This window comes from Snodgrassella alvi (assembly GCF_002777425.1).
Taxonomy (GTDB): Bacteria; Pseudomonadota; Gammaproteobacteria; order Burkholderiales; family Neisseriaceae; genus Snodgrassella; species Snodgrassella alvi_B.
Genome location: NZ_MDVC01000106.1, coordinates 40793 through 63011, shown reverse-complemented (window position 1 = coordinate 63011; position 22219 = coordinate 40793). Strand labels below are relative to the sequence as shown.

Annotated in this window: 19 protein-coding genes; 12 read left to right on the top strand and 7 right to left on the bottom strand. The window is 46.0% G+C overall.

What is annotated here, in order from left to right; translation table 11 throughout:
• Positions 1 to 105 precede the first annotated feature (105 nt).
• A complete protein-coding gene (locus BGI33_RS10160; protein ID WP_100091063.1) occupies positions 106 to 1305 on the bottom strand; it encodes a sugar efflux transporter in 1200 nt (399 codons plus the stop codon).
• A gap of 482 nt (positions 1306 to 1787) precedes the next feature.
• Positions 1788 to 2789, bottom strand: coding sequence for an asparaginase (locus BGI33_RS10155; RefSeq protein WP_100091076.1), 1002 nt, complete (start codon positions 2787 to 2789; stop codon positions 1788 to 1790).
• A 112-nt stretch (positions 2790 to 2901) separates the two neighbouring features.
• Here BGI33_RS10155 and gltX point away from each other — a divergent pair, with 112 nt between their 5' ends.
• The 3 genes from gltX to BGI33_RS10140 all read left to right on the top strand — a co-directional run bounded on the left by gltX (position 2902) and on the right by BGI33_RS10140 (position 7473).
• On the top strand, positions 2902 to 4293 hold the full coding sequence (gltX, locus tag BGI33_RS10150; protein ID WP_180297083.1) for a glutamate--tRNA ligase: 1392 nt from the start codon (positions 2902 to 2904) through the stop codon (positions 4291 to 4293).
• Positions 4294 to 4550: 257 nt separating this feature from the next.
• Positions 4551 to 5657, top strand: a complete 1107-nt coding sequence (gene mnmA, locus BGI33_RS10145) for a tRNA 2-thiouridine(34) synthase MnmA (RefSeq protein ID WP_100091061.1) — start codon at positions 4551 to 4553, stop codon at positions 5655 to 5657.
• Positions 5658 to 5808: 151 nt separating this feature from the next.
• Positions 5809 to 7473, top strand: coding sequence for an AMP-binding protein (locus tag BGI33_RS10140; RefSeq protein WP_100091060.1), 1665 nt, complete (start codon positions 5809 to 5811; stop codon positions 7471 to 7473).
• A 548-nt stretch (positions 7474 to 8021) separates the two neighbouring features.
• On the opposite strand, the gene BGI33_RS10135 is transcribed toward BGI33_RS10140, so the two are convergent.
• The 5 genes from BGI33_RS10135 to BGI33_RS10115 all read right to left on the bottom strand — a co-directional run bounded on the left by BGI33_RS10135 (position 8022) and on the right by BGI33_RS10115 (position 10829).
• On the bottom strand, positions 8022 to 8510 hold the full coding sequence (locus BGI33_RS10135) for a PTS sugar transporter subunit IIA (RefSeq protein WP_100091059.1): 489 nt from the start codon (positions 8508 to 8510) through the stop codon (positions 8022 to 8024).
• 228 nt (positions 8511 to 8738) lie between these two features.
• A complete protein-coding gene (purE, locus tag BGI33_RS10130) occupies positions 8739 to 9236 on the bottom strand; it encodes a 5-(carboxyamino)imidazole ribonucleotide mutase (protein ID WP_100091058.1) in 498 nt (165 codons plus the stop codon).
• 25 nt (positions 9237 to 9261) lie between these two features.
• Complete coding sequence (locus BGI33_RS10125; RefSeq protein WP_100091057.1) at positions 9262 to 9927, bottom strand: tetratricopeptide repeat protein; 666 nt, start codon at positions 9925 to 9927, stop codon at positions 9262 to 9264.
• Between the two features lie 30 nt (positions 9928 to 9957).
• Positions 9958 to 10626, bottom strand: coding sequence for an O-methyltransferase (locus tag BGI33_RS10120; protein WP_100091056.1), 669 nt, complete (start codon positions 10624 to 10626; stop codon positions 9958 to 9960).
• Positions 10627 to 10643: 17 nt separating this feature from the next.
• Positions 10644 to 10829, bottom strand: a complete 186-nt coding sequence (locus tag BGI33_RS10115; RefSeq protein ID WP_100091055.1) for a DUF3460 family protein — start codon at positions 10827 to 10829, stop codon at positions 10644 to 10646.
• 206 nt (positions 10830 to 11035) lie between these two features.
• On the opposite strand from BGI33_RS10115, the gene pcnB reads away from it, so the two are divergent.
• The 9 genes from pcnB (at position 11036) to glnE (ending at position 22203) form a co-directional block, all read left to right on the top strand.
• A complete protein-coding gene (gene pcnB / locus BGI33_RS10110) occupies positions 11036 to 12370 on the top strand; it encodes a polynucleotide adenylyltransferase PcnB (protein ID WP_100091054.1) in 1335 nt (444 codons plus the stop codon).
• A complete protein-coding gene (gene folK, locus BGI33_RS10105; RefSeq protein ID WP_100091053.1) occupies positions 12367 to 12873 on the top strand; it encodes a 2-amino-4-hydroxy-6-hydroxymethyldihydropteridine diphosphokinase in 507 nt (168 codons plus the stop codon). Before pcnB ends, folK begins: the two co-directional genes overlap by 4 nt.
• A 13-nt stretch (positions 12874 to 12886) precedes the next feature.
• Positions 12887 to 13519, top strand: a complete 633-nt coding sequence (locus tag BGI33_RS10100; protein ID WP_100091052.1) for a deoxynucleoside kinase — start codon at positions 12887 to 12889, stop codon at positions 13517 to 13519.
• A gap of 585 nt (positions 13520 to 14104) precedes the next feature.
• Positions 14105 to 14896: a 3-methyl-2-oxobutanoate hydroxymethyltransferase gene (gene panB / locus BGI33_RS10095; RefSeq protein WP_100091051.1), complete on the top strand. Its 792-nt coding sequence runs from the start codon at positions 14105 to 14107 to the stop codon at positions 14894 to 14896.
• A 166-nt stretch (positions 14897 to 15062) separates the two neighbouring features.
• Entirely contained in the window at positions 15063 to 15893 is an 831-nt protein-coding gene (gene thiD, locus BGI33_RS10090) for a bifunctional hydroxymethylpyrimidine kinase/phosphomethylpyrimidine kinase (protein ID WP_306807380.1), read from the top strand.
• Between the two features lie 86 nt (positions 15894 to 15979).
• Positions 15980 to 16639 (top strand): uracil-DNA glycosylase, encoded by a 660-nt coding sequence (gene ung, locus BGI33_RS10085; protein ID WP_100091049.1) that lies wholly within the window; start codon positions 15980 to 15982, stop codon positions 16637 to 16639.
• 86 nt (positions 16640 to 16725) lie between these two features.
• Positions 16726 to 18726 (top strand): DNA helicase Rep, encoded by a 2001-nt coding sequence (gene rep, locus BGI33_RS10080; protein WP_100091048.1) that lies wholly within the window; start codon positions 16726 to 16728, stop codon positions 18724 to 18726.
• 94 nt (positions 18727 to 18820) lie between these two features.
• A complete protein-coding gene (locus BGI33_RS10075) occupies positions 18821 to 19300 on the top strand; it encodes an FKBP-type peptidyl-prolyl cis-trans isomerase (protein ID WP_100091047.1) in 480 nt (159 codons plus the stop codon).
• Positions 19301 to 19509: 209 nt separating this feature from the next.
• Entirely contained in the window at positions 19510 to 22203 is a 2694-nt protein-coding gene (glnE, locus tag BGI33_RS10070) for a bifunctional [glutamate--ammonia ligase]-adenylyl-L-tyrosine phosphorylase/[glutamate--ammonia-ligase] adenylyltransferase (RefSeq protein WP_100091046.1), read from the top strand.
• Positions 22204 to 22219: the final 16 nt, after the last annotated feature.

Below are 22219 nucleotides of genomic sequence, written 5' to 3'. Positions count from 1 at the left end.
TAACTGGTTAACAAGCTCAACCAGAATGGTTGAGCCGGAAAATATGCTAAATCAACATGTCTTAATACGGAAATGCTAGATGAATACAGTATTTTTAACAGTAGTTCAGGAGCGTACCTTAATACGTGCCGGCTTGCCGATAAGCAGACAGAACACAAAGGATACAGATACCATCACCAGCGCAATTTCATAAATCACATGATGGCCTAAATTGGCAGAAATTACTCCCTGTAGCATGCCAGCGAGAATAATGCTGCAAGATACACAGTTATTAAACAGTGTAGATGCAACACCGGTGCGCCCGGGTAGTAAATCCTGAAAATAAATCAGGCCGATACTGGCCACGATGCCGATAAAAAGACCATTGAACAATTGCAGGGCAATCAGCATCCGTTCATTCTGGGTAAAAAGCATACCAATATAAAATATGATGCCGCAAATAACAGCAAAGCAAATCAGATTCTTGTTACCAAAACGTGGCACCAGCATACTGGCCACCAGCATAGCCGGAATTTCAATCGCTGCGGCAATACCCATTAAATGGCCGGGCAGGGAGGGTGAACCAGGCAGTATCTTGTCGATATACAAAGGCATGTCAATCATATACATCATATTGGCCGTACCCATGCTGATAGAGGCGATAAACAGCAAGACAACATTGTGATTACTGAAAATCTTTTCTTTCTGCTCCTGCTGCTTACTAACAGGCGCAAGACGTCTGATGGCTGGAAAAAACAGAAAAACAATCAGCAAGGCCACAAAGAACATGGCTGCGGCGCTCAGATACATGATGGTAAAGCCGTAATTTACCGCCAACAAGAATGATAAAGGCGGCCCGATTACCCAGGCCAGCGATAATTGTGCCCGTAAAATGCCATTGAATACCACAACATTGCGGCCAGTCTGGTCGGTATATTCACGTGCAGAGGCGAAAATCTGCGGCATAGCTGCCGAAGTGAGTGCTGAGAAAAAGATACCAACTGTGACCAGTATCAGGTACTGGCGAGAGAAAGCAAACGTGATGCAGTTACCGATACCCATCAGGCAGCAAAATAAAATGATATTGCGCCGGATGCCTTTATTATCCGAGTACTGTGCCAGTAGAAAGCTCACTACTATTCCGGCGATAGCATTTATTGAATAAAACAATCCTACCTGATACGGATTTACTTTAACATCTTCAGCTAAGTAGCGGCTGAGAGTAGGCGCCTGTAAGGCACCGGCAATACCAATAATAAATGCAGCTACCAGAAAAGAGCCCAGAATAATATAAGTCTTTTGTTTTACAGCAATATTTTCTTCCACGTTTAACTTTTCTATTCTGAAAAGAAAGAGTTATATCACATCTCATGCTGATGGATGTCTAAAATTCTACCTGAACAGGCTGTTGCAGACAGTATGATAGTATAAATTATTGTTAATCTGTTAATTAATCGGATAGCTGATTTTAAATTATTATTTATCTGATACGTATGTATTGGTAGTTAGTATCTAAATAGTAGTATAAGCAATTGACAGCCGGAGATAATAAGGGCTGGTTGCTATGCACTGTATCAATGTGTCAATCATGCATGGCTAGCATTTTATTTTGCAAGAGCAGATATGTTTATATAACTGATATACGTGTATACGCTCTTAAGTAATGATATGTTTGTTCAGAAAATCCTTTAAATATGCATGATATGCTGTTCATAATGAAAAGATAATTATTAAACCGGATTAATGGTTAAAAGTACAAGATTAAACGGTTTTAAATTAACCGAATAATCCTGTGCTGACACAAAGGTTTAGACTAACTGCTGTTGATGCAGTAAATTTTCAATTTGTTCTTTTTGCCAATGATTGCTGGCGGCCAAGGTCAGGATTGCCAGTGCAGTTTCCAGATTGCATTTCCCACCATTAATCACCCCAGCTGCGCGCAGCTCATGCCCTTGCGCATAAACCGCGGAGGCACAACCCTGTAAAACCTGACTGATATTCAGAACAGGTATGGATTGCTGGCCGATTTGTCTGATTGCCGCCAGAAAGCTGGCATCAGTTGGCGTATTACCATTGCCATAGCTTTGCAAAACCACACCATCGGGCGGGTTGTGAGTCAGGCTGGCGGTAATCATGTCTAAATTGGCGCCCGGAGTAAGAGTAAAGCAGTGAATTCTGGCAGACGGGCTGATGTTATGGCACATTGGTGCAGCAGTGGGTGTGCTGACAGGCAGATTGATGTTAAACCAGCCGTCTGTCACCGACCATTGTGCCAGTGTGCCAAATTGCGGGTTGGCAAATGCGTCTGCCCGTTCCGTACTGATTTTGCTGCTGCCAATGGCTGGCCAGAGTTGACCGTTGAAAGCTATCGCTGTTTGGGTAAATCCAGACAGATTGAAAGCAGCCAGCGCTGTGCGCAGATTCAATGGCGCATCACTATTAGGCACAGCCAGCGGCAACATGGCACCGGTAAGGATGACAGGAATACCAAGTTGTGGCCGTGCCAGTGCAATGATATTGGCACTGTAAGCCATGGTATCGGTGCCATGCAGGATAAGCAGGCCATCATAAGCAGTGGCCTTGCTGTCTATCCAGTTAAGCCATGTCTGCCAGTTGCTTAGGGTAATGGCTGAAGAGTCGATTAAGGGGTTGCTGATAAACCAGTCACATTGAAGTTGATGACTGTATTCTTGAAAGATGGGCGCAGCTAGATTGGCGAGGCTGTCCGCGGGTACCAATCCAGCAGAAGTTTGCTGCATACCAATGGTGCCGCCGGTGTAGTAAACAGCCACATGTTTCTGGGTTGTCATATGCGTATACCGCCTTTCAGACAATAAAAGTATCAGATGCAAGCATAGCACGGATGGGTTTTGTTTAGTCCGGCTTGCGCGTACAATAGTGGTTTTCTGTGTCTGAATGGTAATCATGATACGTACTCGTTTTGCTCCCAGTCCTACCGGTTTTCTGCATATTGGCGGTGTGCGCACAGCTTTGTTTTCATGGGCGTTTGCGCGTAAACATCAGGGTAAATTTGTGCTACGAATTGAGGACACGGATCTGGAGCGCTCTACGGCCGAATCGGTGCAAGCCATTCTGGATGGTATGCACTGGGTAGGTCTGGACTACGATGAAGGTCCGTTTTACCAGACGCAACGCTTTGACCGCTATGCGGAAGTTTTGCGTGAATTGCTGGCATCCGGCCATGCCTACTATGACTATACCAGCCGTGAAGAACTGGAAGCGATGCGGCAGGAAGCCGAAGCGCGCGGTGAACATTTCTGGTACGACCGTCGCTGGCGTCCGGATGAGGGTAAAACCCTGCCGCCTGTACCTGAAGGTGTGCAGCCGGTGGTGCGTTTTAAAATGCCGCTGACTGGCGAAACGGCATGGGATGATTTGGTTAAAGGGCATATCGCCATTGCCAATCAGGATTTGGATGACCTGATTATTGCGCGTGCCGATGGTACACCTACCTATAATTTCTGCGTCGTAGTAGATGACTATGATATGGGTATCACTCAGGTAATCCGCGGTGATGATCATGTCAACAATACTCCCAAACAGATTAATATTCTGCGCGCCATGGGGGCTACACTGCCGCAATATGCTCATTTGCCGATGATTCTGAATGAAAAAGGTGCGAAAATGAGCAAGCGCCGTGATGCGGTAAGTGTGGTTGATTACGACAAACAGGGTATTTTGCCGGAAGCCTTGCTGAATTATCTGGCCCGGCTGGGCTGGGGGCATGGTGATGATGAATTCTTTACCATGGCACAATTTATTGAATGGTTTGACTTAAAGGATGTCAGCCCCTCAGCCAGCCGTTTTGACCATGAGAAACTGTTGTGGCTGAATGCGCAGCATATTAAAGCCAGTGATGATATTCGTCTGGCTGAACTGATACAACCACGTCTGGCACAGTCAGGCATTGAAGTTACCGAGCAGCCGGTTTTGGCTGATGTAGTGGCATTGGTAAAGGAACGCGCTCAGGATTTGAATCAGCTGGCCGACGAATGCAGGTATTTTTATGCGAAAGCCACGCCGAGTGAGAAAGAAGTAGCTAAACACTGGGATGCAGATGCTCCGGCGCGCATGCAGCGCTTTGCTACTGAGCTAGAACAGCTGCCACAGTGGGATGCAGAAAGTATTCATGCGCTGTTTGCGCCATTCTGTGAAGCAGAGAATATTAAAATGGGTAAATTGGGTATGCCTTTACGTCTGGCTGTATGTGGCACAGGTAAGACTCCGTCGATTGATCAGGTACTGGCGTTATTGGGGCGTGATGAGGTATTGCGCCGCCTGCGCCAGAATTGAGTCTGATTTGCATTTGCACAGGCTGCCGGTATTGTGATTGTTTGTCCATGGGCAAATAATGCAGTGCCGGCAGCCTGCGTTATTTATTCTGTTGCTACTCTGCCAGATGTTTTTTTATGTTAAATAATGCTGTTTTTTGATTATTACTGTGTATTTATGCTGGCAGAAAGTTAGTTTGCTACAGGACTAATGATGCCGGTAAGTTGTGGCTAAGCTCTGGCTGTGGCACAATCTGCGCCGGTTTTGGATGAATGTAAATGAATATAAAAGCAAATTTATCACAACGTATTGTTGTTGGTATGTCCGGTGGTGTGGATTCATCGGTCACTGCTTGGCTGCTCCGACAGGGCGGTTATGATGTGCGCGGTGTTTTCATGCAAAACTGGGAAGACGATAACGATGACGAGTATTGCTCTATCAAGCAGGATTCACTTGATGCGGTAGCAGTGGCCGACCTGATTGGTATGGATATCGATATTGTCAATTTTGCCGGCCAGTACAAAGACAATGTTTTTGCGTATTTCCTGCAGGAATATCAGGCCGGGCGCACACCCAATCCGGATGTGCTGTGCAATGCTGAAATTAAATTTAAGTGTTTTCTGGAACACGCACTGGCCGGTGGCGCAGATTTGATTGCTACCGGACATTATGCGCGCAAGGATGTGCGTGATGGCGTGCATTATCTGCTCAAGGGGCTGGATCAGAATAAAGACCAGAGCTATTTTCTGTATCGTCTGCAACCCTATCAGTTGCAACGCGCTTTATTTCCGCTGGGTGAGCTGGAAAAATCTCAGGTACGTCTGCTGGCTGAACAGGCACAATTGCCGACAGCAAAGAAAAAAGACAGTACCGGTATCTGCTTTATTGGTGAGCGGCCTTTCAGACAGTTTTTGCAGCGTTATCTACCAACTAATCCGGGTGCAATGGTAACGCCGGAAGGCAAAGTGGTAGGTGAACATGAAGGCCTGATGTATTACACGCTGGGGCAGCGTAAAGGTTTGGGCATCGGTGGTGATGGCGAACCGTGGTTTGTAGCCGGTAAAAATCTGCCGCGTAATGAGCTTGTGGTGGTGCAGGGGCATGATCACCCACTATTATTCAGCCACAGCCTGATTATGCATGATTTGAGTTTTACTACTCCACAGCGACCGGCTGAAGGCCGTTATGGGGTAAAAACCCGTTACCGGATGCCAGACGCACAGGCTACTTTGCGCTATCTGGATGATGGTTGTGCCGAGCTGGTGTTTGATGAACCGCAATGGGCAGTGACGCCCGGGCAGTCTGCAGTACTGTATGCTGGCGATATTTGTCTGGGTGGTGGTATTATCAGCGATACCGATAGTCACAGTATTTATAATAATTAGTTTGGTTTCAACAGATTGTCTGGATACAGGCAGTCATCTTACTGGCAATGATGCTGAAGTTCTGATTTGATGTTTTCTTTACAGTCGGTTTCGACTGAAATTTCCTTACTTCCTTTTAAATCAGACGCGTTGTTGCAAAGGATAAAAGATAATGGAAAAAATCTGGTTAAAAAGTTATCAGGAAGGGGTGCGGGCAGAGGTGGATGTGCGTGCTTATTCGTCGATTATTGACGTGCTGCACACCAGTGTGAAGAAGTTTGGCCCGCAGCCAAGTTTTTCCAATATGGGCACAACGCTTACTTATACGCAAACTGCTACTTATGTGAATCAGTTTACTTCTTATTTACAGAATGTACTGAAGCTGCAAAAAGGTGAGCGGGTGGCCATCATGATGCCTAATGTATTGCAATATCCGATTACCGTATTTGGTGTATTGCAGGCCGGTGGCGTAGTGGTAAATGTCAATCCGCTATACACACCAAGAGAGCTGGCACATCAGTTAATTGATTCGGGTGCTACTGCCATTATCGTGCTGGAAAATTTTGCCCATACAGTGGCCGAAGTATTGGCGCAAACAGCAGTCAAACAGGTAATTGTGGCCAGTATGGGCGATATGCTTGGCCGGCTGAAAGGCAGCTTCGTCAATTTCATGCTGCGCAAAGTTAAAAAAATGGTGAAGCCTTTTCATCTGCCCCAGTCGATTACTTTTGTTCAGGCATTGGCGTTGGGGAAAAAGCAGCGTTTTACCCCAGTACCATTGGAACTGGAAGATTTGGCACTATTGCAGTATACCGGCGGCACAACTGGTGTTTCCAAAGGGGCAATGCTGACACATGGCAATATTGTGGCCAATATGCAGCAGGCATCGGAATGGATTAAGGCCAATCTCACGCCGGGCGAGGAAGTGGTGGTAACGCCATTGCCGCTGTATCATATTTTTTCACTCACTGTGAATATTATGATTTTTGCCAATACTGGCTCCAAGAATATTCTGATTACCAATCCGCGTGATATCAATGCTTTGGTTAAAGTATTGAAAAAGAATCGGGTAACGGTAATGAGCGGAGTCAATACACTGTTTAATGCCCTGATTCATAATGAGGAATTTAAAACGATTGATTTTTCATCATGGAAATTGGTTCTGGGTGGCGGTATGGCTACTCAGAAAGTAGTGGCGCAGGAATGGAAAGCTATTACCAATGTACCGATTATCGATGCCTATGGCCTGACTGAAGCCAGCCCGGGCGTGTGTGCTAATCCTTTAAATAATCCTGAATACACAGGTACAGCAGGCTTGCCAGTATCGAATACGGATATCGAAATCCGTGATGATAATGGTAAAGTGCTGGGTATTGGTGAAGTAGGCGAATTATGGGTACAGGGGCCGCAGGTGATGAAAGGCTACTGGAACCGGCCGGAAGAAACCGCTAAAGTGCTGGATAGCCGTGGCTTTGTGGCTACTGGTGATATGGCTGAAATTGATGCAAAAGGCTATGTGCGTCTGGTTGACCGCAAGAAAGACATGATTCTGGTATCGGGATTTAATGTTTATCCGAATGAAGTGGAAGAAATAGTAGCCGCTATGCCCGAAGTATTGGAAGTAGCCTGTATTGGCGTACCCAATGAGAAAAGTGGTGAAGCGATTAAATTATTTGTGGTTAAGCGCGACCCCAATCTGACGCGTGAACAGATTATTGCTTATTGCCGCCAGAATTTGACTGGCTATAAAGTGCCAAAAGATATTGAGTTCTGCACTGAATTGCCTAAATCTGCGGTAGGCAAGATTCTGCGTAAAGATTTACGCACCAACAAATAACTTTTCAGGTACAGAAAAACGGTTACTGCTATTATGCAGTAACCGTTTTTGTTCTATCCGTGTGCATTCTCAGCAGACAGGATAATAGCTAGTTCTATAATAAGTGATATGATAATAACTATGTTATAAAGTCTAAATAACAGATAATCTGCTAATGATTTATATAATCACTCATTAGTCAGTTCAGTTTGTAATATTTAGCTGTGATTAAATTTTATTCGTATTTTATTTATAGTTTTAGCTAATGAAAATAGGTAGTCTGCAAATATATTTATAAAAAAACAATGACTTTAAATTATATTAATCAATTAATTGTTATGATGTATAGGATTTTTGATTAAATGATTTGTTGTCAATATTTAAAATAGAAATGAAGCCTATGCGGGGTAGGCGAGAATTCTCAAAATTCAATAATGTTCGTTTGCGTATAACTAGATTATGGGTAAAAATGAAAATAAGTAATTATGCGTTTAATTTATTGACTATTTCGCACGAGTTCGGTTGCACCGATGGCATAAATAGTCAGAGCTTGATAATGAATCTAAAAATTAAAAAATTATTGAGTCTAGCAAAGCGTCAATGGTGTGCTCGAGCAATGTTACTTTATCATTTTTTCCAGTCAAAATATTAATAACATCTTCGACAGTTTTTATATTTTTGATTTTTTCTTCAATACCGTCCTTACTTATATTGCGTGTTAATTTGTCAAGAAAAGTGAGTTGTTCATCTGAATTTGCTGCAATGCTGATTACGATATAAGCCAATTTACCATTCTCACCCCAAACAATACCTTGAGGAAAGTGAAATATTTGTACTCCGGCTTTTTTAATTAAATGACGGAATACGGTTGTAGATATTATTGCGATTCCATTATCCAAATAGCTTGCCGCTTGTTGTTCACATTGCTGTATCTCTTCACTATAGCCATCTTCTACTAAATCTGCGTCAACCAAAGCTTGGGCAATACTCTTGATTGCTTGTATTTTACCGGTTGCACTTTGATTTAAATGAATATCCTTTTTAGTTAATTTAAACATTCAATACCTCTGTATTTTATTAAATGTATTGATTCAGCACTAAAGTTCGGCAATAGAGCAGCAAACAGGTAATGATGTGATAACTAATCTGAACAGGTAATGAATATGTGTCGTGGCAGCAATACTATACAGGTTTTTATCTGAATAAAATGCTGTAGGAGCAGCAATAGGGTAATTCTGTTCAGCACGGGCTGTTATTCAGAAGATGGCTATAAGAAGTTATGGCAATCAGGCAGGCTGGCTGGGTAAATTCATGGCCAGAACGCTTTGTTTCTGGTTTTCACGAAAATCAGCCAGTTTTTGTGCCAGCTCGGGATTATCATTGGCTAGTAGTGAGATGGCAAACAGGGCAGCATTGGCTGCACCAGCCTCACCAATGGCGAATGTGGCTACGGGTACCCCTTTAGGCATTTGTACAATAGACAATAATGAATCTTCACCACGCAGATATTTGCTAGGAACAGGTACACCCAGTACTGGAATGGTGGTTTTGGCGGCAACCATACCTGGCAGGTGAGCAGCACCTCCGGCTCCGGCAATGATCGCTTTCAAACCACGAGCACGTGCATTTTCGGCATATTCAAACATTAAATCCGGAGTACGATGGGCGGAAACAACGTGTATCTCATATGGAATGCAGAATTGTTGCAGAAACTGTTCTGCCTGCTGCATTACCGGATAATCGCTGTTACTGCCCATAATGATGCCGATTAGTGGAGTGTTCATGTTGTACCTTATTTACTATAACAGGTTATTTTTTTAACAAATGTCTGGCTCTGCTGGCCGCACTGCTGTTGGGGTAGCTGCTGATAATGCGCTGATAGGTGGTACGAGCAATATCCTGCTGCTGTAAATGTGCCTGACATTGTGCCACCTGATACAGCGCATTGGGACTATGGCTGTTCTGCGGGAATAAGTTGGTAAAGCGTTTGCCAATATTGATAACCGATTCGCAGTTGTTTAATCGGGCATGGCTTTGCAGGAGTAACCACATGCGTTCCTGTGCCGAAGCGCTGCCATTGCCACCACTATCAGCATTTTTAAGCAATCGGATACTTTGTGCATAGAGCCCTGCATTGTATAAGCGGCGTGCTTCGCTGGTATTATCGTTAGCGGCCGAGTCGCTGGTCGCACTCACCTCACTGGCCGGAATACGTACATTTATATAACGCGACAGGGTTGTCTGTTGCTGGCGAATATCGTTCATCTGATTTTGCAGACCATCAATCTGGGTTTGCAGGCTGGCCAGTTGTGTCTGAATCTGGCTGAGCTGGTCAGCAGTTTGGGTAGTATCAGATGCTGATTTAGTTGAAGTGACGGTAACCGGTGCGCCAGAGGAAGACATGGTGCTACATGCGCTGATGGTGAGAATGGCTATTAGTGCCAGACTGAAATGGCGATAGTTTGAAAGTGGCATGAAATGCTTTTCTCCTCTGGGTAATCGTTATTATTTTTTCTGAATAAGTGTCAGGCCATCGCCTAGCGGTATGGTTAATGGGCGTATGCGCTGATCGTATATCAGGCCAGCATTAAACTTACGCATGATAAGGACACTTTCAGACTCACTACCACCGGCTGCCTGAGCAACACGGCCATGCAGCAGTACATTATCTATGGCAATAATGCCGCCGGGGCGAACCAATTGCAGGCAGCGTTCAAAATAATGGGGAGTGGGTGTTTTGTCGGCATCTATCAGTGCGATGTCGTAATGATTAGCCTGATTACTGGCAATCAGTTTATCCAGTGTGATTAGCGCCGGTTGCAGGTGTAACTGTATTTTGTGGCTGACATTAGCCTGCTGCCAGTAGCGACGGGCAATATCGGTATAAGTAACATTGATGTCGCAGGCTGTAATGTGCCCGTCTTCAGGCAGTGCCAGTGCCATTGCTGTACTACTGTAGCCGGTAAATACACCGATTTCCAGATAGTTGCGTGCCTGAATTAGCTGTGCCAGCCACACCATTAATTTTGCCTGTTCCTGTGCAATACTCATGGCGCCCTTGCGATGCCGCGCAGTTTCAGCCCGCAGCTGTACCAGCAATGGCTCTTCTACAGGATTAATCCCGGCCAGATATTGCTCCAGTGCCGGCGTACTCAGACAGGTATGTTGACTCATGACAGGTCAGCCAGCGATTATTCAGTCAGATAGGTATAGCCTTTTTTTGGCAGTTTGGCTGCGGCGAAGTTTGCTTCATCTTCTGGATTGAGCTGAACATCCCATAACATGGCACGATGTTTTAGCTGAACCTGAGCTTCTTCGGGGTGTTTAGCCATAAATTCATTCAGAAATTGGGTAGTGTCAGACTGATAATTGTACATATTGGTTTCTTCTTGGATATGGTATTCAGAAACGAGAGTATTATTATATACAAATTAGACCGTACTGGTGTAAATGCTGGTCTAATTGCACTGGTTTTAGCAGCAGGGAATGATGAGAGGTGAACAGATAGGTTATACTATGCCGCTTTATCGGTCGTGTTTGCTGCGGCACGCGAGTATTTTTTTCATAAATTATTGTATTATTTATGCTAACAAAGTGGTTACACAGGGTTTTACCGCGAAAGACTGCCCGCGGTGGCAGAAAACGGGAAATACCATTAGCACAACACCATATTCAGGCAGATGAGCTTAGTTTTGCTGCGGAAAAAGTAATTGTCCGCTTGCAGAAAGAAGGATATCAGGCCTATGTGGTGGGTGGTGCCGTGCGTGATTTGTTGCTTGGTGTGACACCTAAAGACTTTGATGTGGCGACTAATGCCACGCCTGAGCAGGTACGTAAGCTGTTTAGACGTAGCCGCATTATTGGCCGGCGTTTTCCGATTGTACATGTTATGGTGGGCCCGGAAACGATTGAGGTAACAACTTTCCGGGGTGGAGTCGTCAACAGCCACAATGAGCTGGGTCGGATTATGAAAGATGCCAGTTTCGGCACTCTTGAGCAAGATGCAATGCGCCGCGACTTTACCGCCAATGCTTTGTACTATGATCCGAAACGTCAGGTTATTCTGGACTTCCATCATGGCGTTGAAGATATCCGTAACCGGCGTCTGGTGATGATCGGCAATCCACTGGAACGCTATCAGGAAGACCCGGTACGGATGTTGCGTGCGGCTCGACTATCAGGCAAACTTGATTTTACTGTGGATAAACATACGTCTAGGCCGATTGCTGAATGTGCGCAATTACTACAGCGTGAACCGCCAGCCCGGCTATTTGACGAAGTGCTGAAGATTTTATTCAGTGGGAATGCGCAAGCATGCCTGCACCAGATGGCTGTTCTTGGGCTGAAAAATGTTCATCCATTGCTGGATGCACTGATGCCGGGCGGTGAAAGTAATGATAATATTGTTGCACTGGCTCTGCATAATACGGATGAACGTCTGCGGGCAGATAAATCGGTTTCGATGGGCTTTGTACTCGCTGCTGTATTATGGCCGCACATCAGAGATGCATGGCAGCGCGAACAGGCTGCTGGCATGCGTACCAATGCGGCTATGAATGCGGCAATCGCTTCGGAGCGCCAGTATGTGGACAAACGCTGGGGTGTGCCGCAGCGGTATAGTATTACCATGCGTGAAATCTGGTCTTTACAACCTCAGTTTGAAATTATGCGTGGGGCACGGCCTTATCGTTTACTTGGCCAGCCGCGTTTTCGCGCCGCTTTTGATTTTATGTGTCTGCGTGCAAATCTGGGAGAAGTGCCACAAGAAGTTGTTCAATGGTGGCAGGCTTTTCAGCATGGCTCGGATACAGAACGTGAGCAGTTGATTGGTACTGCCATGCAAATGGAAAAAACATCAATAAGACAAAAACGATATCGTAACAAACGAACTAAGCAATCTAAGCAGGAGGAAGCATGAATACAGTGACAGCGGTTATTGCTTTAGGGGCTAATCTGGAAAATCCGCGCCAGCAGGTTGAAGCAGCCATGGCTGCTTTAAATCAGGTTAAAGGAATTCGAGTTAAGGCAATTTCACCACTTTACACTACTAAGCCTGTAGGGCTGACTGACCAGCCTGATTTTGTTAACGCGGTGGTATTGGTTCATACCTCGCTGAGTGCATCGGAGCTGTTACACACCTTGCTAAAACTGGAAGAGCAGCAGGGCCGGGTACGCGATATCCCTAATGGCCCGCGTGTAATTGATTTGGATCTGATTGATTATCATCATCAGATTTTTAATGATGCTGATTTGGTTCTGCCTCATCCGCGTGCGCATGAGCGTGCCTTTGTGATGGTTCCGCTTGCGGCTATTGCGCCGTATTATGTAATTGGTACACACGGTAGTGCCTCAACTCTGGCCGCAAAATTATTAAAGGCACAGCCAGATGCGGTGACGATTATTGCAGACGGTCAGGACTAGGGCGGAGGAAAATATGGATTATCGCTACATTGTCGTAGAAGGGTCTATAGGCAGTGGCAAATCAGCTTTAAGCCGTCGTCTGGCGCAGTATTTCGATGCCTTGCTGTTATCGGAAATACCGGAAAGCAATCCATTTCTGGAAAAATTTTATCTGAATGCCACTAATCATGGCTTGGCCACCGAGATGCATTTTCTGATGCGTCGTTGTGAGGCAATCAATGTGATTTATGCTGAGGATGAGCGGCGTTCACGGATTATTGCTGATTTTCTGCTGGAAAAAGACCAGATATATGTACCGGTAATTTTGCGTGAAGGTGAACAGACTCTGTACTGGCAAATCAAACAGAAAGTGATGCCGAAATTTCCAGTACCCGATCTGGTGATTTATCTGGAAGCAGATGATGATTTACTGGACAGACGTCTGCATCAGCGTGAAGATGGGATGATAAACCTGTTTCCTGCGGGTTATTTACAACAGATTCATGCAGAGTATCGTCGTTTTTTTCATTTATACCAGCACGCGCCTTTGTTAATTGCTAATACCAATGAGCTGGATTTTTTGGGTAATGACGACCATTTTGAGCTGTTGCTCAATACCATTGCCAATATGAAGGGTAGTCGCAACTATCTGAATTTGAGCGAGTAACTTTCTGATGTGGCTTCCGAAAAGGCTGTTAATATCTGCTGGTTCTGGTAATTATTGAAGCCTGTGTTTGTCGTAAATGTGCTATTTTAGCTAGCTACGCTGTTTAACCTAGGTAAAAATATATCAATGATATTATGCTTTTTGTCTGGTATTTAGTAGACTGATTTACAAATGAGCATGGTAGTGAACTGTATTTTTCCATTGGAAAAGTACAGTTTTTGTATATTGGCTAACTGAATAATTGGTTGTTGGACGCAAAATTCAGCAGTAAATAAAACAGATAAAGTCTGGTGGTAAACGAGTGCTGCCGATTTTAGCTGCATAGCCTGATTATTTTGCTCGAATTGAATTAAATGTTAGAGATTATTTATTAGGCTAATGAAAATGCGGCTGCTGGCAAAATGTTTGTTAATCTGCTCTGGTATGGCGGGCGGCTGTGGTATTTTGCCGGTCATTAATCCAGGCTGGATGCTATTTGCGTTAACTTACACAGATGTCTTTTGTCAGTGTGCTGACGACAGGTAAATAAGCAGTAGCCACCGGCAGTATTTTTCTAATGAACATAATTAACGGATTTATCTGTTTATGCATACTATTCACACTTTAAGAAAGATGAAAGCAGCTGGCGAAAAAATTGCTATGCTGACTTGTTATGATGCCAGCTTTGCCCGCCTGATGAGCGATGCAGGTGTTGATGTGCTGCTGATTGGTGATTCACTCGGCATGGCGATACAGGGGCAAACTTCTACCATACCGGTTAGTGTAGAGGATATTTGCTACCACACGGCAGCGGTGGCGCGTGGCAATCAGCAGGCACTGATTCTGGCTGATTTGCCGTTTGGTGCCTATCAGCAAAGTAAGGAGCAGGCTTTTGCTGCCGCGGTGCGTCTGATGGTGGCTGGTGCGCACATGGTTAAACTGGAAGGTGGTGCGTGGATAGCAGAAACCACGCAGTTTTTGCAGCAGCGTGGTATCCCGGTTTGTGCGCATATTGGTCTAACTCCGCAATCCGTTCATACGCTGGGCGGCTATAAAGTGCAGGGGCGTGGTGAGGCTGCGGCACAATTGCTGGCTGATGCTCAGGCGCATGCTCAGGCAGGGGCGGATATGGTGTTGATGGAATGTGTACCCAGACAGCTGGCAGCACAGGTTACTGCTACAGTAAGCTGCCCAACCATCGGTATCGGTGCTGGAGTGGATTGTGATGGTCAGGTACTGGTAATGCACGATATGTTGGGTATTTATCCGGGTAAAACAGCTAAATTTGTTAAAAACTTTATGCAGGGGCATGACACTATTCAGGCGGCAATCAGTACTTATGTAAATCAGGTAAAGGCAAAAGTTTTTCCGGGCGTAGAGCACAGTTTTACTGACTGATTGTTTTAGTTAATTTTTTGTTTTTATTTGAAAGCATCCCCGCTTTGCGCAATTTTGTCTTTACAAACGGGCAGATTGGGCAGCGGGCGGATATTTTTACAGGCTTGTTTTTTTTGCAGGAAGTATATATAAGTTAATTCCTTGACTAATAGAAATATTTAGAGAGATGCCTATGGCGCTGGCCAAGCCTTACCCTCGTGCAATGACTATTGCTGGTTCTGATTCCAGTGGTGGTGCTGGTATTCAGGCGGATTTAAAAACCTTTGCTGCACTTGGCGCATATGGCACCAGTGTCATTACAGCCATCACTGCACAAAATACTTTTGGTGTACATCAGGTTATGGTTGTACCTCCTGATATGATTGAGGCGCAGTGTGCTGCTGTGATGTCGGATATTCGGATTGATGCGGTTAAAATAGGTATGCTCGCCGATACTGACAGTATTCGTAAAGTGTCAAAGACGCTACAGCGGTATCATCTGCCTTTTACTGTGTTAGATCCAGTGATGGTGGCTACGTCTGGTTCGGCATTGTCTATAGAGAATACAGTACAGACATTGAAGCAACTGCTAATGCCGCTGGCTGATATTGTTACGCCTAACCTGTTTGAACTGTCTACGTTAACGCAGAAACCGATTGCCACCACGGATCAGGAAATGCTGGAACAAGGGCAGATATTGCTGGATGAGGGATGTCAGGCTGTACTGGTAAAGGGCGGGCACCGTAATGATTCTGAAGAAGCTACTGACTGGCTGCTGGAGGTGGATTGCGAACCAGTATGTTTCAAAAGTTTACGGATTAATACTTCTCATACCCATGGTACCGGCTGCACACTTTCAGCTGCGATAGCCGCATTGCGCCCCAAGCATGAGAATCTGGCCAATACGGTTGCAGCAGCTAAAAGCTATGTGCATGGTGCGATTGAGGTGGGCCAGCACTGGCATCTTGGACATGGTTATGGTCCGTTAGCCCATTTCTGGCGCATAAAACGTGATTAGTGGTTTCATCTGTATGCTAAAATTGGCTGCTTGACAGCTAATCAGGGTAAGGCAGTAATTGCCATTTTTCAGACAGGGGAGTGCTAATGCAGACATGGCATCAGGCAATTGGTGCAGAAAAACAGCAACCATATTTTCAGCATATTCTTGAAGTGGTACGCGCGGAGAGGCTAGCCGGCAAGGTAATCTATCCGCCTGCTCAGGATGTGTTCAACGCATTCAAGGCAACTGAGTTTGCTCAGGTTAAGGTGGTGATTCTTGGGCAGGATCCTTATCATGGTCCGCAACAGGCACATGGTTTATCTTTTTCTGTACGGCAGGGTATTGCCATTCCACCTTCATTAGTCAATATCTATAAAGAGCTGGCGGATGATATTCACGGCTTTCATATTCCACAGCATGGTTATTTGCAGCATTGGGCAGAACAGGGAGTACTGCTGCTGAATACTGTTTTAACCGTACGCGCCGGACAGGCGCATTCACATGCTGAACTGGGCTGGGAAACTTTTACTGATCGGGTTATTGCTGTGCTCAATGCCGAGCGTGAGCACGTGGTATTTATGCTGTGGGGTAGCCATGCACAGAAAAAGGGTGCCATGATAGACCGACATAAGCATCTGGTATTGTCTGCGCCACATCCCTCGCCGTTATCGGCTTATCGGGGCTTTTTTGGCTGCAAGCACTTTTCCAAAGCCAATGCATACCTGCAAGAGCACGGCCTGACTCCGATAGACTGGCAGCTATAGTATGCTGTTTATCGGCCAGCATGCCGCAGCTACGGTTTTCAGGTAAATAACCTTGTTCTGCCTTGCTGGAAAGCATCATTAAAACCATGTTAAATCTAAACCCGCAACAACACGAAGCCATTCATTATCTTGCTGGGCCGCTCTTGGTACTGGCTGGTGCCGGCAGCGGCAAGACGCGTGTTATCACCGAGAAAATTGCCTATCTGATTACTCAGGCAAATTATCCGCCACAGCAGATTGCCGCTATCACTTTTACCAATAAAGCAGCACGTGAAATGCAAGAGCGGGTGGGGCATTTATTGCGTAAACCGCAAACGCGTGGTTTGACCATATGTACTTTCCATTCACTGGGCATGCGCTTTCTGCGCGAAGAAGCGGCTGCGGCCGGATATAAGAAACAGTTTTCCATTCTGGACAGTGCCGATGCCGGCAAAATTATCAGTGAGTTATTGGGCAGTAGCGGCCGGGAAATGGTATTTAAAGCGCAACACCAGATTTCACTGTGGAAAAACAGCCTACTCACACCTGAAGCAATTATTCAGCAGGCAGAAGACCCGTGGACACATCAGATCGGGCAGTTATACGCTTCCTATCAGGATACCCTGACCAGTTATCAGGCGGTGGATTTTGATGATTTAATCCGCATTCCGGTTGAGCTGTTACAAAATGAGGCAGAGATTCGTTATAAATGGCAATTACGTTTGCGTTATTTGCTGGTAGATGAATGTCAGGATACCAATACCTGCCAGTATGCCTTGATGCGTCTGCTTACCGGCGCGGAGGGTAAATTCACCGCCGTGGGTGATGATGACCAGAGTATCTATGCGTGGCGTGGCGCCAATATGGAAAACCTGCGCCTGTTACAGCAGGATTATCCGGATTTGAAAATTATTAAGCTGGAGCAGAACTACCGCTCTACAGCACGCATATTACGGGTTGCCAATCAGGTAATTGCGCATAATCCCAAGCTGTTTGCCAAAACCTTATGGAGTGAATATGGCCTTGGCGACATGATTGATGTGATTGCCTGTAAAAATGAAAGCCATGAAGCTGATTTGGTGGTAAGCCGGATTGCCCATCAGAAGCTGGTTGGTGGTGATGCAGTGCATTACCGGGATTTTGCTATTTTGTATCGAGGTAATCATCAGGCAAGGGTATTTGAAGAAGCCTTGCGCAGCCGGCGTATCCCGTACCGGCTTTCCGGCGGACAAAGTTTTTTTGATAAGGCTGAAATCAAGGATGTGCTCGCTTATGTGCGTTTGCTGGCCAATCCCGATGACGATCCGGCATTTTTACGCGCAGTGACGACACCGCGGCGAGGAGTGGGCGAAACCACGCTGGCCAAACTGAATAATTATGCCAAAGTGGCACAATGTAGTCTGTTTGAGGCAGCACGCAGTATGGATGCCTTAGCGGAACTGTCGCCAAAAAGCCGCGAACCTTTACAGCAGTTTATGGCTATGCTGGCTGATTATCAGGCACGTGCCAGTACAGAAGCCGCCGGTAGCCTGCTGCATAATCTGCTGGCTGATATCGCTTATGAGGCTCATCTGCTCAATACCGAAGAAGGGCGCGCCGGAGAAATCAAATGGTGCAATGTTCGGGATTTACTTGGCTGGATAGGCAAAAAAGGTGAAGAAGACGGCAAAAATATCCTTGAAATAGCCCAGACGATTGCACTGATGACATTGCTTGAGGGCAAAGAAGATGAAGATGCGGATATGGTAAGCATGTCAACGCTGCATGCTTCCAAAGGACTGGAATATCCGCATGTATTTCTGGTGGGTTGCGAAGAAGGTGTTTTCCCCCATGCCGACAGTGTGGAAGAAGGCAATATTGATGAAGAACGCCGGCTGATGTATGTGGGTATTACCCGGGCACGGCAAACCCTGACGCTGACTCATTGTCATAAACGCAAACGTGCCGGTTCATGGGAGTTTCATGAACCCAGCCGTTTTATTGACGAGATGCCGGCTGAAGATATTCGTTTACTTGGACGCAAGGGCAGTGAACCCATTGTTAGCCAGTCGGAAGGCAAAAGTATTCTGGCCAGTATGATGGCGCGGCTGAATAGTCTGCAATCCTGATAGTGCACTTTACGGCTGTTGCATGTGGCTTTACCTGTTCCATGTTAAACTAGACACTGTTTGCTGCGAATGCAGTTTATTATGGAAAAATATTATGAAAATCGCCAAAAACTCTGTTGTGACGCTGGATTATGAAATGTTTAATGCTGATAACCAGCTAATAGACAAGACTGAAGAACCGATTAGCTATTTGCATGGTGGTTATGATGGTATTTTTCCACTGGTGGAAGAACAGTTACACGATAAAGCAGTAGGCGATGTAGTGGATGTAACCATGTCACCGGATGACGCATTTGGTGAACAGGAAGAAGATTTGATTCGCATTGAACCGCTGGATGTTTTTCCGGTTGAAGTGGAAGTGGGTATGATGTTTGAAGCTGACGACCCGGAAACTGGTGAGGTAATGGTATACCGTATTACCGATGTGGCCGATGGCAAAGCAGTGGTGGATGGTAATCATCCATTGGCAGGCCAGCGCATTCGCTTCATCGCAACGGTGAAAGACATTCGCCCAGCTACTGCTGAAGAGCTGGAACACGGCCATGTGCATGGCGCGCACGACCATCACCACTAATGACTGGTACAGCCACGTAGTGGCTGTCCGCAGAAATAAAGGGAATATTTGCTCAGGGCTGAATATTCCCTTTATTTTTACCTAATTAACTGGCGCTGACCAGTGTTGCGTGGTTAGCCAGAAAACGATTGTATTTTGGCTGCCAGTTCACAGCACTAGAACCAGACGGTATGATGTAACTATGCGTTAATTTTCTTATTGATAGCATCATGACTCCCTCACAAATTCTCGCCGCTGCCCGCCCATATTCACTATTTCTTAGTCGTTTACTGGATAATCATTTACTTGATCAGGACAAGCTGTATCCATGGCTGCAACGGCGTCTGACAGCAGATGATTTTCATGATTTTGCTGATTGGAGGCAATTACAGGTTAGTGAAAATGAAGCCGAACTGGCACGGCAGTTACGCCTACTTCGTCGTTATGTGATGGCACATATCATGGCGCGGGATTTGGCACGTGTGAGTGACCTGGCTGAAGTTACCACCACCATTACCCATCTGGCTGATTTTGCCATTAATGTTGCCGAGCAGTATGTGCATGCCTATTATGCTGGCCTATATGGCGAACCGATTGGTTATCACAGTGCCACGCCTCAGCGCCTCAGTGTAGTGGGTATGGGCAAAATGGGTGGTTATGAACTGAATGTTTCTTCTGATATTGATTTGATTTTTGTTTTTCCCGAAGCCGGTGACACTAATGGCAAACGACAGAAAAGCAATCAGGAATTTTTTACCAAAGTTGGTCAGAAAATCATTGCTTTATTAAATGATATTACTGGCGACGGGCAGGTTTTTCGTGTTGACATGCGTCTGCGGCCTGATGGTGATGCCGGAGCGCTGGTGATTAATGAAACGGCACTGGAACAGTATCTGATTCAGCACGGACGGGAATGGGAGCGTTATGCATGGACAAAAGCGCGTCTGATTACTGATTATCCGAATAATATAGCGACACTGGTGCGGCCGTTTGTGTATCGTAAATATTTGGATTTTAATGCCTACGATGCTATGCGCAGCCTGCATCAGCAGATTCAGCGCGAAGTTACCCGTAAGGGCATGGCCGATAATATCAAACTTGGCGCTGGTGGCATCCGCGAAGTGGAATTTGTCGCACAGATTTTCCAGTTGATACGTGGCGGACAAGTACGCAGCCTGCAACTGAAAGGTACACAGGAAACCCTGCAAACACTGCTACAGCAAGGCATGCTGACACAGGATAACGTGGATACATTGCTGCAAGCCTACCATTTTCTGCGTGATACCGAGCACCGCTTACAATACTGGGATGACCAGCAAACCCAGATGCTGCCCACAGGCGCAGAACAACAGCAAATGCTGGCACAGAGTATGGGTTATGGCAATTATGCCGATTATCTGGCTGCACTGAATCAGCACAGAGAGGCTGTAAACCAGATTTTTAATGCCATATTTATTGATCCGGATGATAAAGCCAAGCCACAAAACCCGGATATGGTACGCGTATGGCAGGATGAAAGCGACTGCGAAGAAAAAACAGCCCTACTGGCAACGTATGGATTTGATGCTAAAAAGGTATTGCCGCGTCTGCAACAGCTACATCATGGTAGTCAGTACCGACAGTTATCGCCCGCAGCGCAACAGCGTTTTGATGAAATGATACCATCTGTGCTTAGTGTGGCGGCCAAATATGCCCAGCCCGACACCACATTAACTCGCTTACTGGATTTTCTCGAAGCCATAGGCCGGCGCAGCTCCTATCTGGCCTTTATGCATGAGCATCCGGAAGCGCTGGAAAAACTGGCCGGACTGATGAGCCAGAGTAGCTGGGTGGCTACCTATTTACAACAGCATCCGGTGTTATTGGATGAACTGCTCAGCAATGAATTAATGCGCATAGATACCGACTGGGCAGCACATGCACAGGAACTGGTACGCGTACTTGATGACTGCCATGGGGATGTTGAAACACAAATGGATGTTTTGCGCCGGTTTCAGCATGCGTGGACTTTCCGTCTGGCCGTGCAGGATTTGGCAGGTTTGTGGACGGTGGAAGCATTGTCTGACCAGCTTTCTGCTCTGGCCGATTTAATCATTGAAACCGCATTGGCAAGAGTGTGGGCACAATTGCCACGCCGGCACACCGATACTCCTCATTTTGCCGTGATTGGCTATGGCAAACTGGGTGGCAAAGAGCTAGGCTATACCTCTGATTTGGATCTGGTTTATGTATTTGCCGATGATCATCCGGATGCTATCGATATCTATACCCGTCTGGCACGCCGTCTGACTAGCTGGCTTACCGTACCTACTGGTGCCGGTATGCTCTATGATATTGATTTACGCCTGCGTCCGAACGGCGATTCAGGTTTTACTGTTACCCATATACAGGCATTTGAACGCTATCAACGCGAAAGTGCGTGGATATGGGAGCATCAGGCCTTAACCAGGGCGCGCTTTATTGGCGGAGACAGTACAGTGGGTACCCGCTTTGATGCGGTGCGGGACGAAATCCTGTGCCGTCAGCGTGATACAGATGAGTTGCGCACTGAAATCATTGCCATGCGCGAAAAAATGTTTCCTACTCATCCACCCGTAGACAGCAATGTGAAATATGCCCGGGGTGGCGTCGTGGATGTCGAATTCATCGTGCAGTATCTGATACTGGCCTATGCACATCAGTACCCGCAATTATTACAGAATTATGGCAATATCGCCCTGCTCAGCATCGCAGCCGAACTGGGACTGGTAGACAGCAGTCTGGCCGAAGGCGGCCGCGCTGCCTACCGCTATTATCGTCAGCAACAGCATAATACCCGCCTGCGTGATGCCGTCACTACCCCCATAGACGCCACTTTACTGGCGCATTATCAGGTGGTGAAGCAGCTATGGACACAAGTGTTTGCCGCCGTGCCGACTGAATGAATATTTCTGTGTATCT

What these genes read in the sequence shown, in the direction of transcription:
- thiD (WP_306807380.1), top strand. Translation starts at nt 15,063, where the DNA reads ATGCCTATGGCGCTGGCCAAGCCTTACCCTCGTGCAATGACTATTGCT.
- BGI33_RS10115 (WP_100091055.1), bottom strand. Translation starts at nt 10,829, where the DNA reads ATGTACAATTATCAGTCTGACACTACCCAATTTCTGAATGAATTTATG.
- BGI33_RS10120 (WP_100091056.1), bottom strand. Translation starts at nt 10,626, where the DNA reads ATGAGTCAACATACCTGTCTGAGTACGCCGGCACTGGAGCAATATCTG.
- pcnB (WP_100091054.1), top strand. Translation starts at nt 11,036, where the DNA reads ATGCTAACAAAGTGGTTACACAGGGTTTTACCGCGAAAGACTGCCCGC.
- BGI33_RS10100 (WP_100091052.1), top strand. Translation starts at nt 12,887, where the DNA reads ATGGATTATCGCTACATTGTCGTAGAAGGGTCTATAGGCAGTGGCAAA.
- purE (WP_100091058.1), bottom strand. Translation starts at nt 9,236, where the DNA reads ATGAACACTCCACTAATCGGCATCATTATGGGCAGTAACAGCGATTAT.
- BGI33_RS10135 (WP_100091059.1), bottom strand. Translation starts at nt 8,510, where the DNA reads ATGTTTAAATTAACTAAAAAGGATATTCATTTAAATCAAAGTGCAACC.
- glnE (WP_100091046.1), top strand. Translation starts at nt 19,510, where the DNA reads ATGACTCCCTCACAAATTCTCGCCGCTGCCCGCCCATATTCACTATTT.
- panB (WP_100091051.1), top strand. Translation starts at nt 14,105, where the DNA reads ATGCATACTATTCACACTTTAAGAAAGATGAAAGCAGCTGGCGAAAAA.
- BGI33_RS10125 (WP_100091057.1), bottom strand. Translation starts at nt 9,927, where the DNA reads ATGCCACTTTCAAACTATCGCCATTTCAGTCTGGCACTAATAGCCATT.
- BGI33_RS10155 (WP_100091076.1), bottom strand. Translation starts at nt 2,789, where the DNA reads ATGACAACCCAGAAACATGTGGCTGTTTACTACACCGGCGGCACCATT.
- BGI33_RS10140 (WP_100091060.1), top strand. Translation starts at nt 5,809, where the DNA reads ATGGAAAAAATCTGGTTAAAAAGTTATCAGGAAGGGGTGCGGGCAGAG.
- folK (WP_100091053.1), top strand. Translation starts at nt 12,367, where the DNA reads ATGAATACAGTGACAGCGGTTATTGCTTTAGGGGCTAATCTGGAAAAT.
- rep (WP_100091048.1), top strand. Translation starts at nt 16,726, where the DNA reads ATGTTAAATCTAAACCCGCAACAACACGAAGCCATTCATTATCTTGCT.
- mnmA (WP_100091061.1), top strand. Translation starts at nt 4,551, where the DNA reads ATGAATATAAAAGCAAATTTATCACAACGTATTGTTGTTGGTATGTCC.
- BGI33_RS10075 (WP_100091047.1), top strand. Translation starts at nt 18,821, where the DNA reads ATGAAAATCGCCAAAAACTCTGTTGTGACGCTGGATTATGAAATGTTT.
- ung (WP_100091049.1), top strand. Translation starts at nt 15,980, where the DNA reads ATGCAGACATGGCATCAGGCAATTGGTGCAGAAAAACAGCAACCATAT.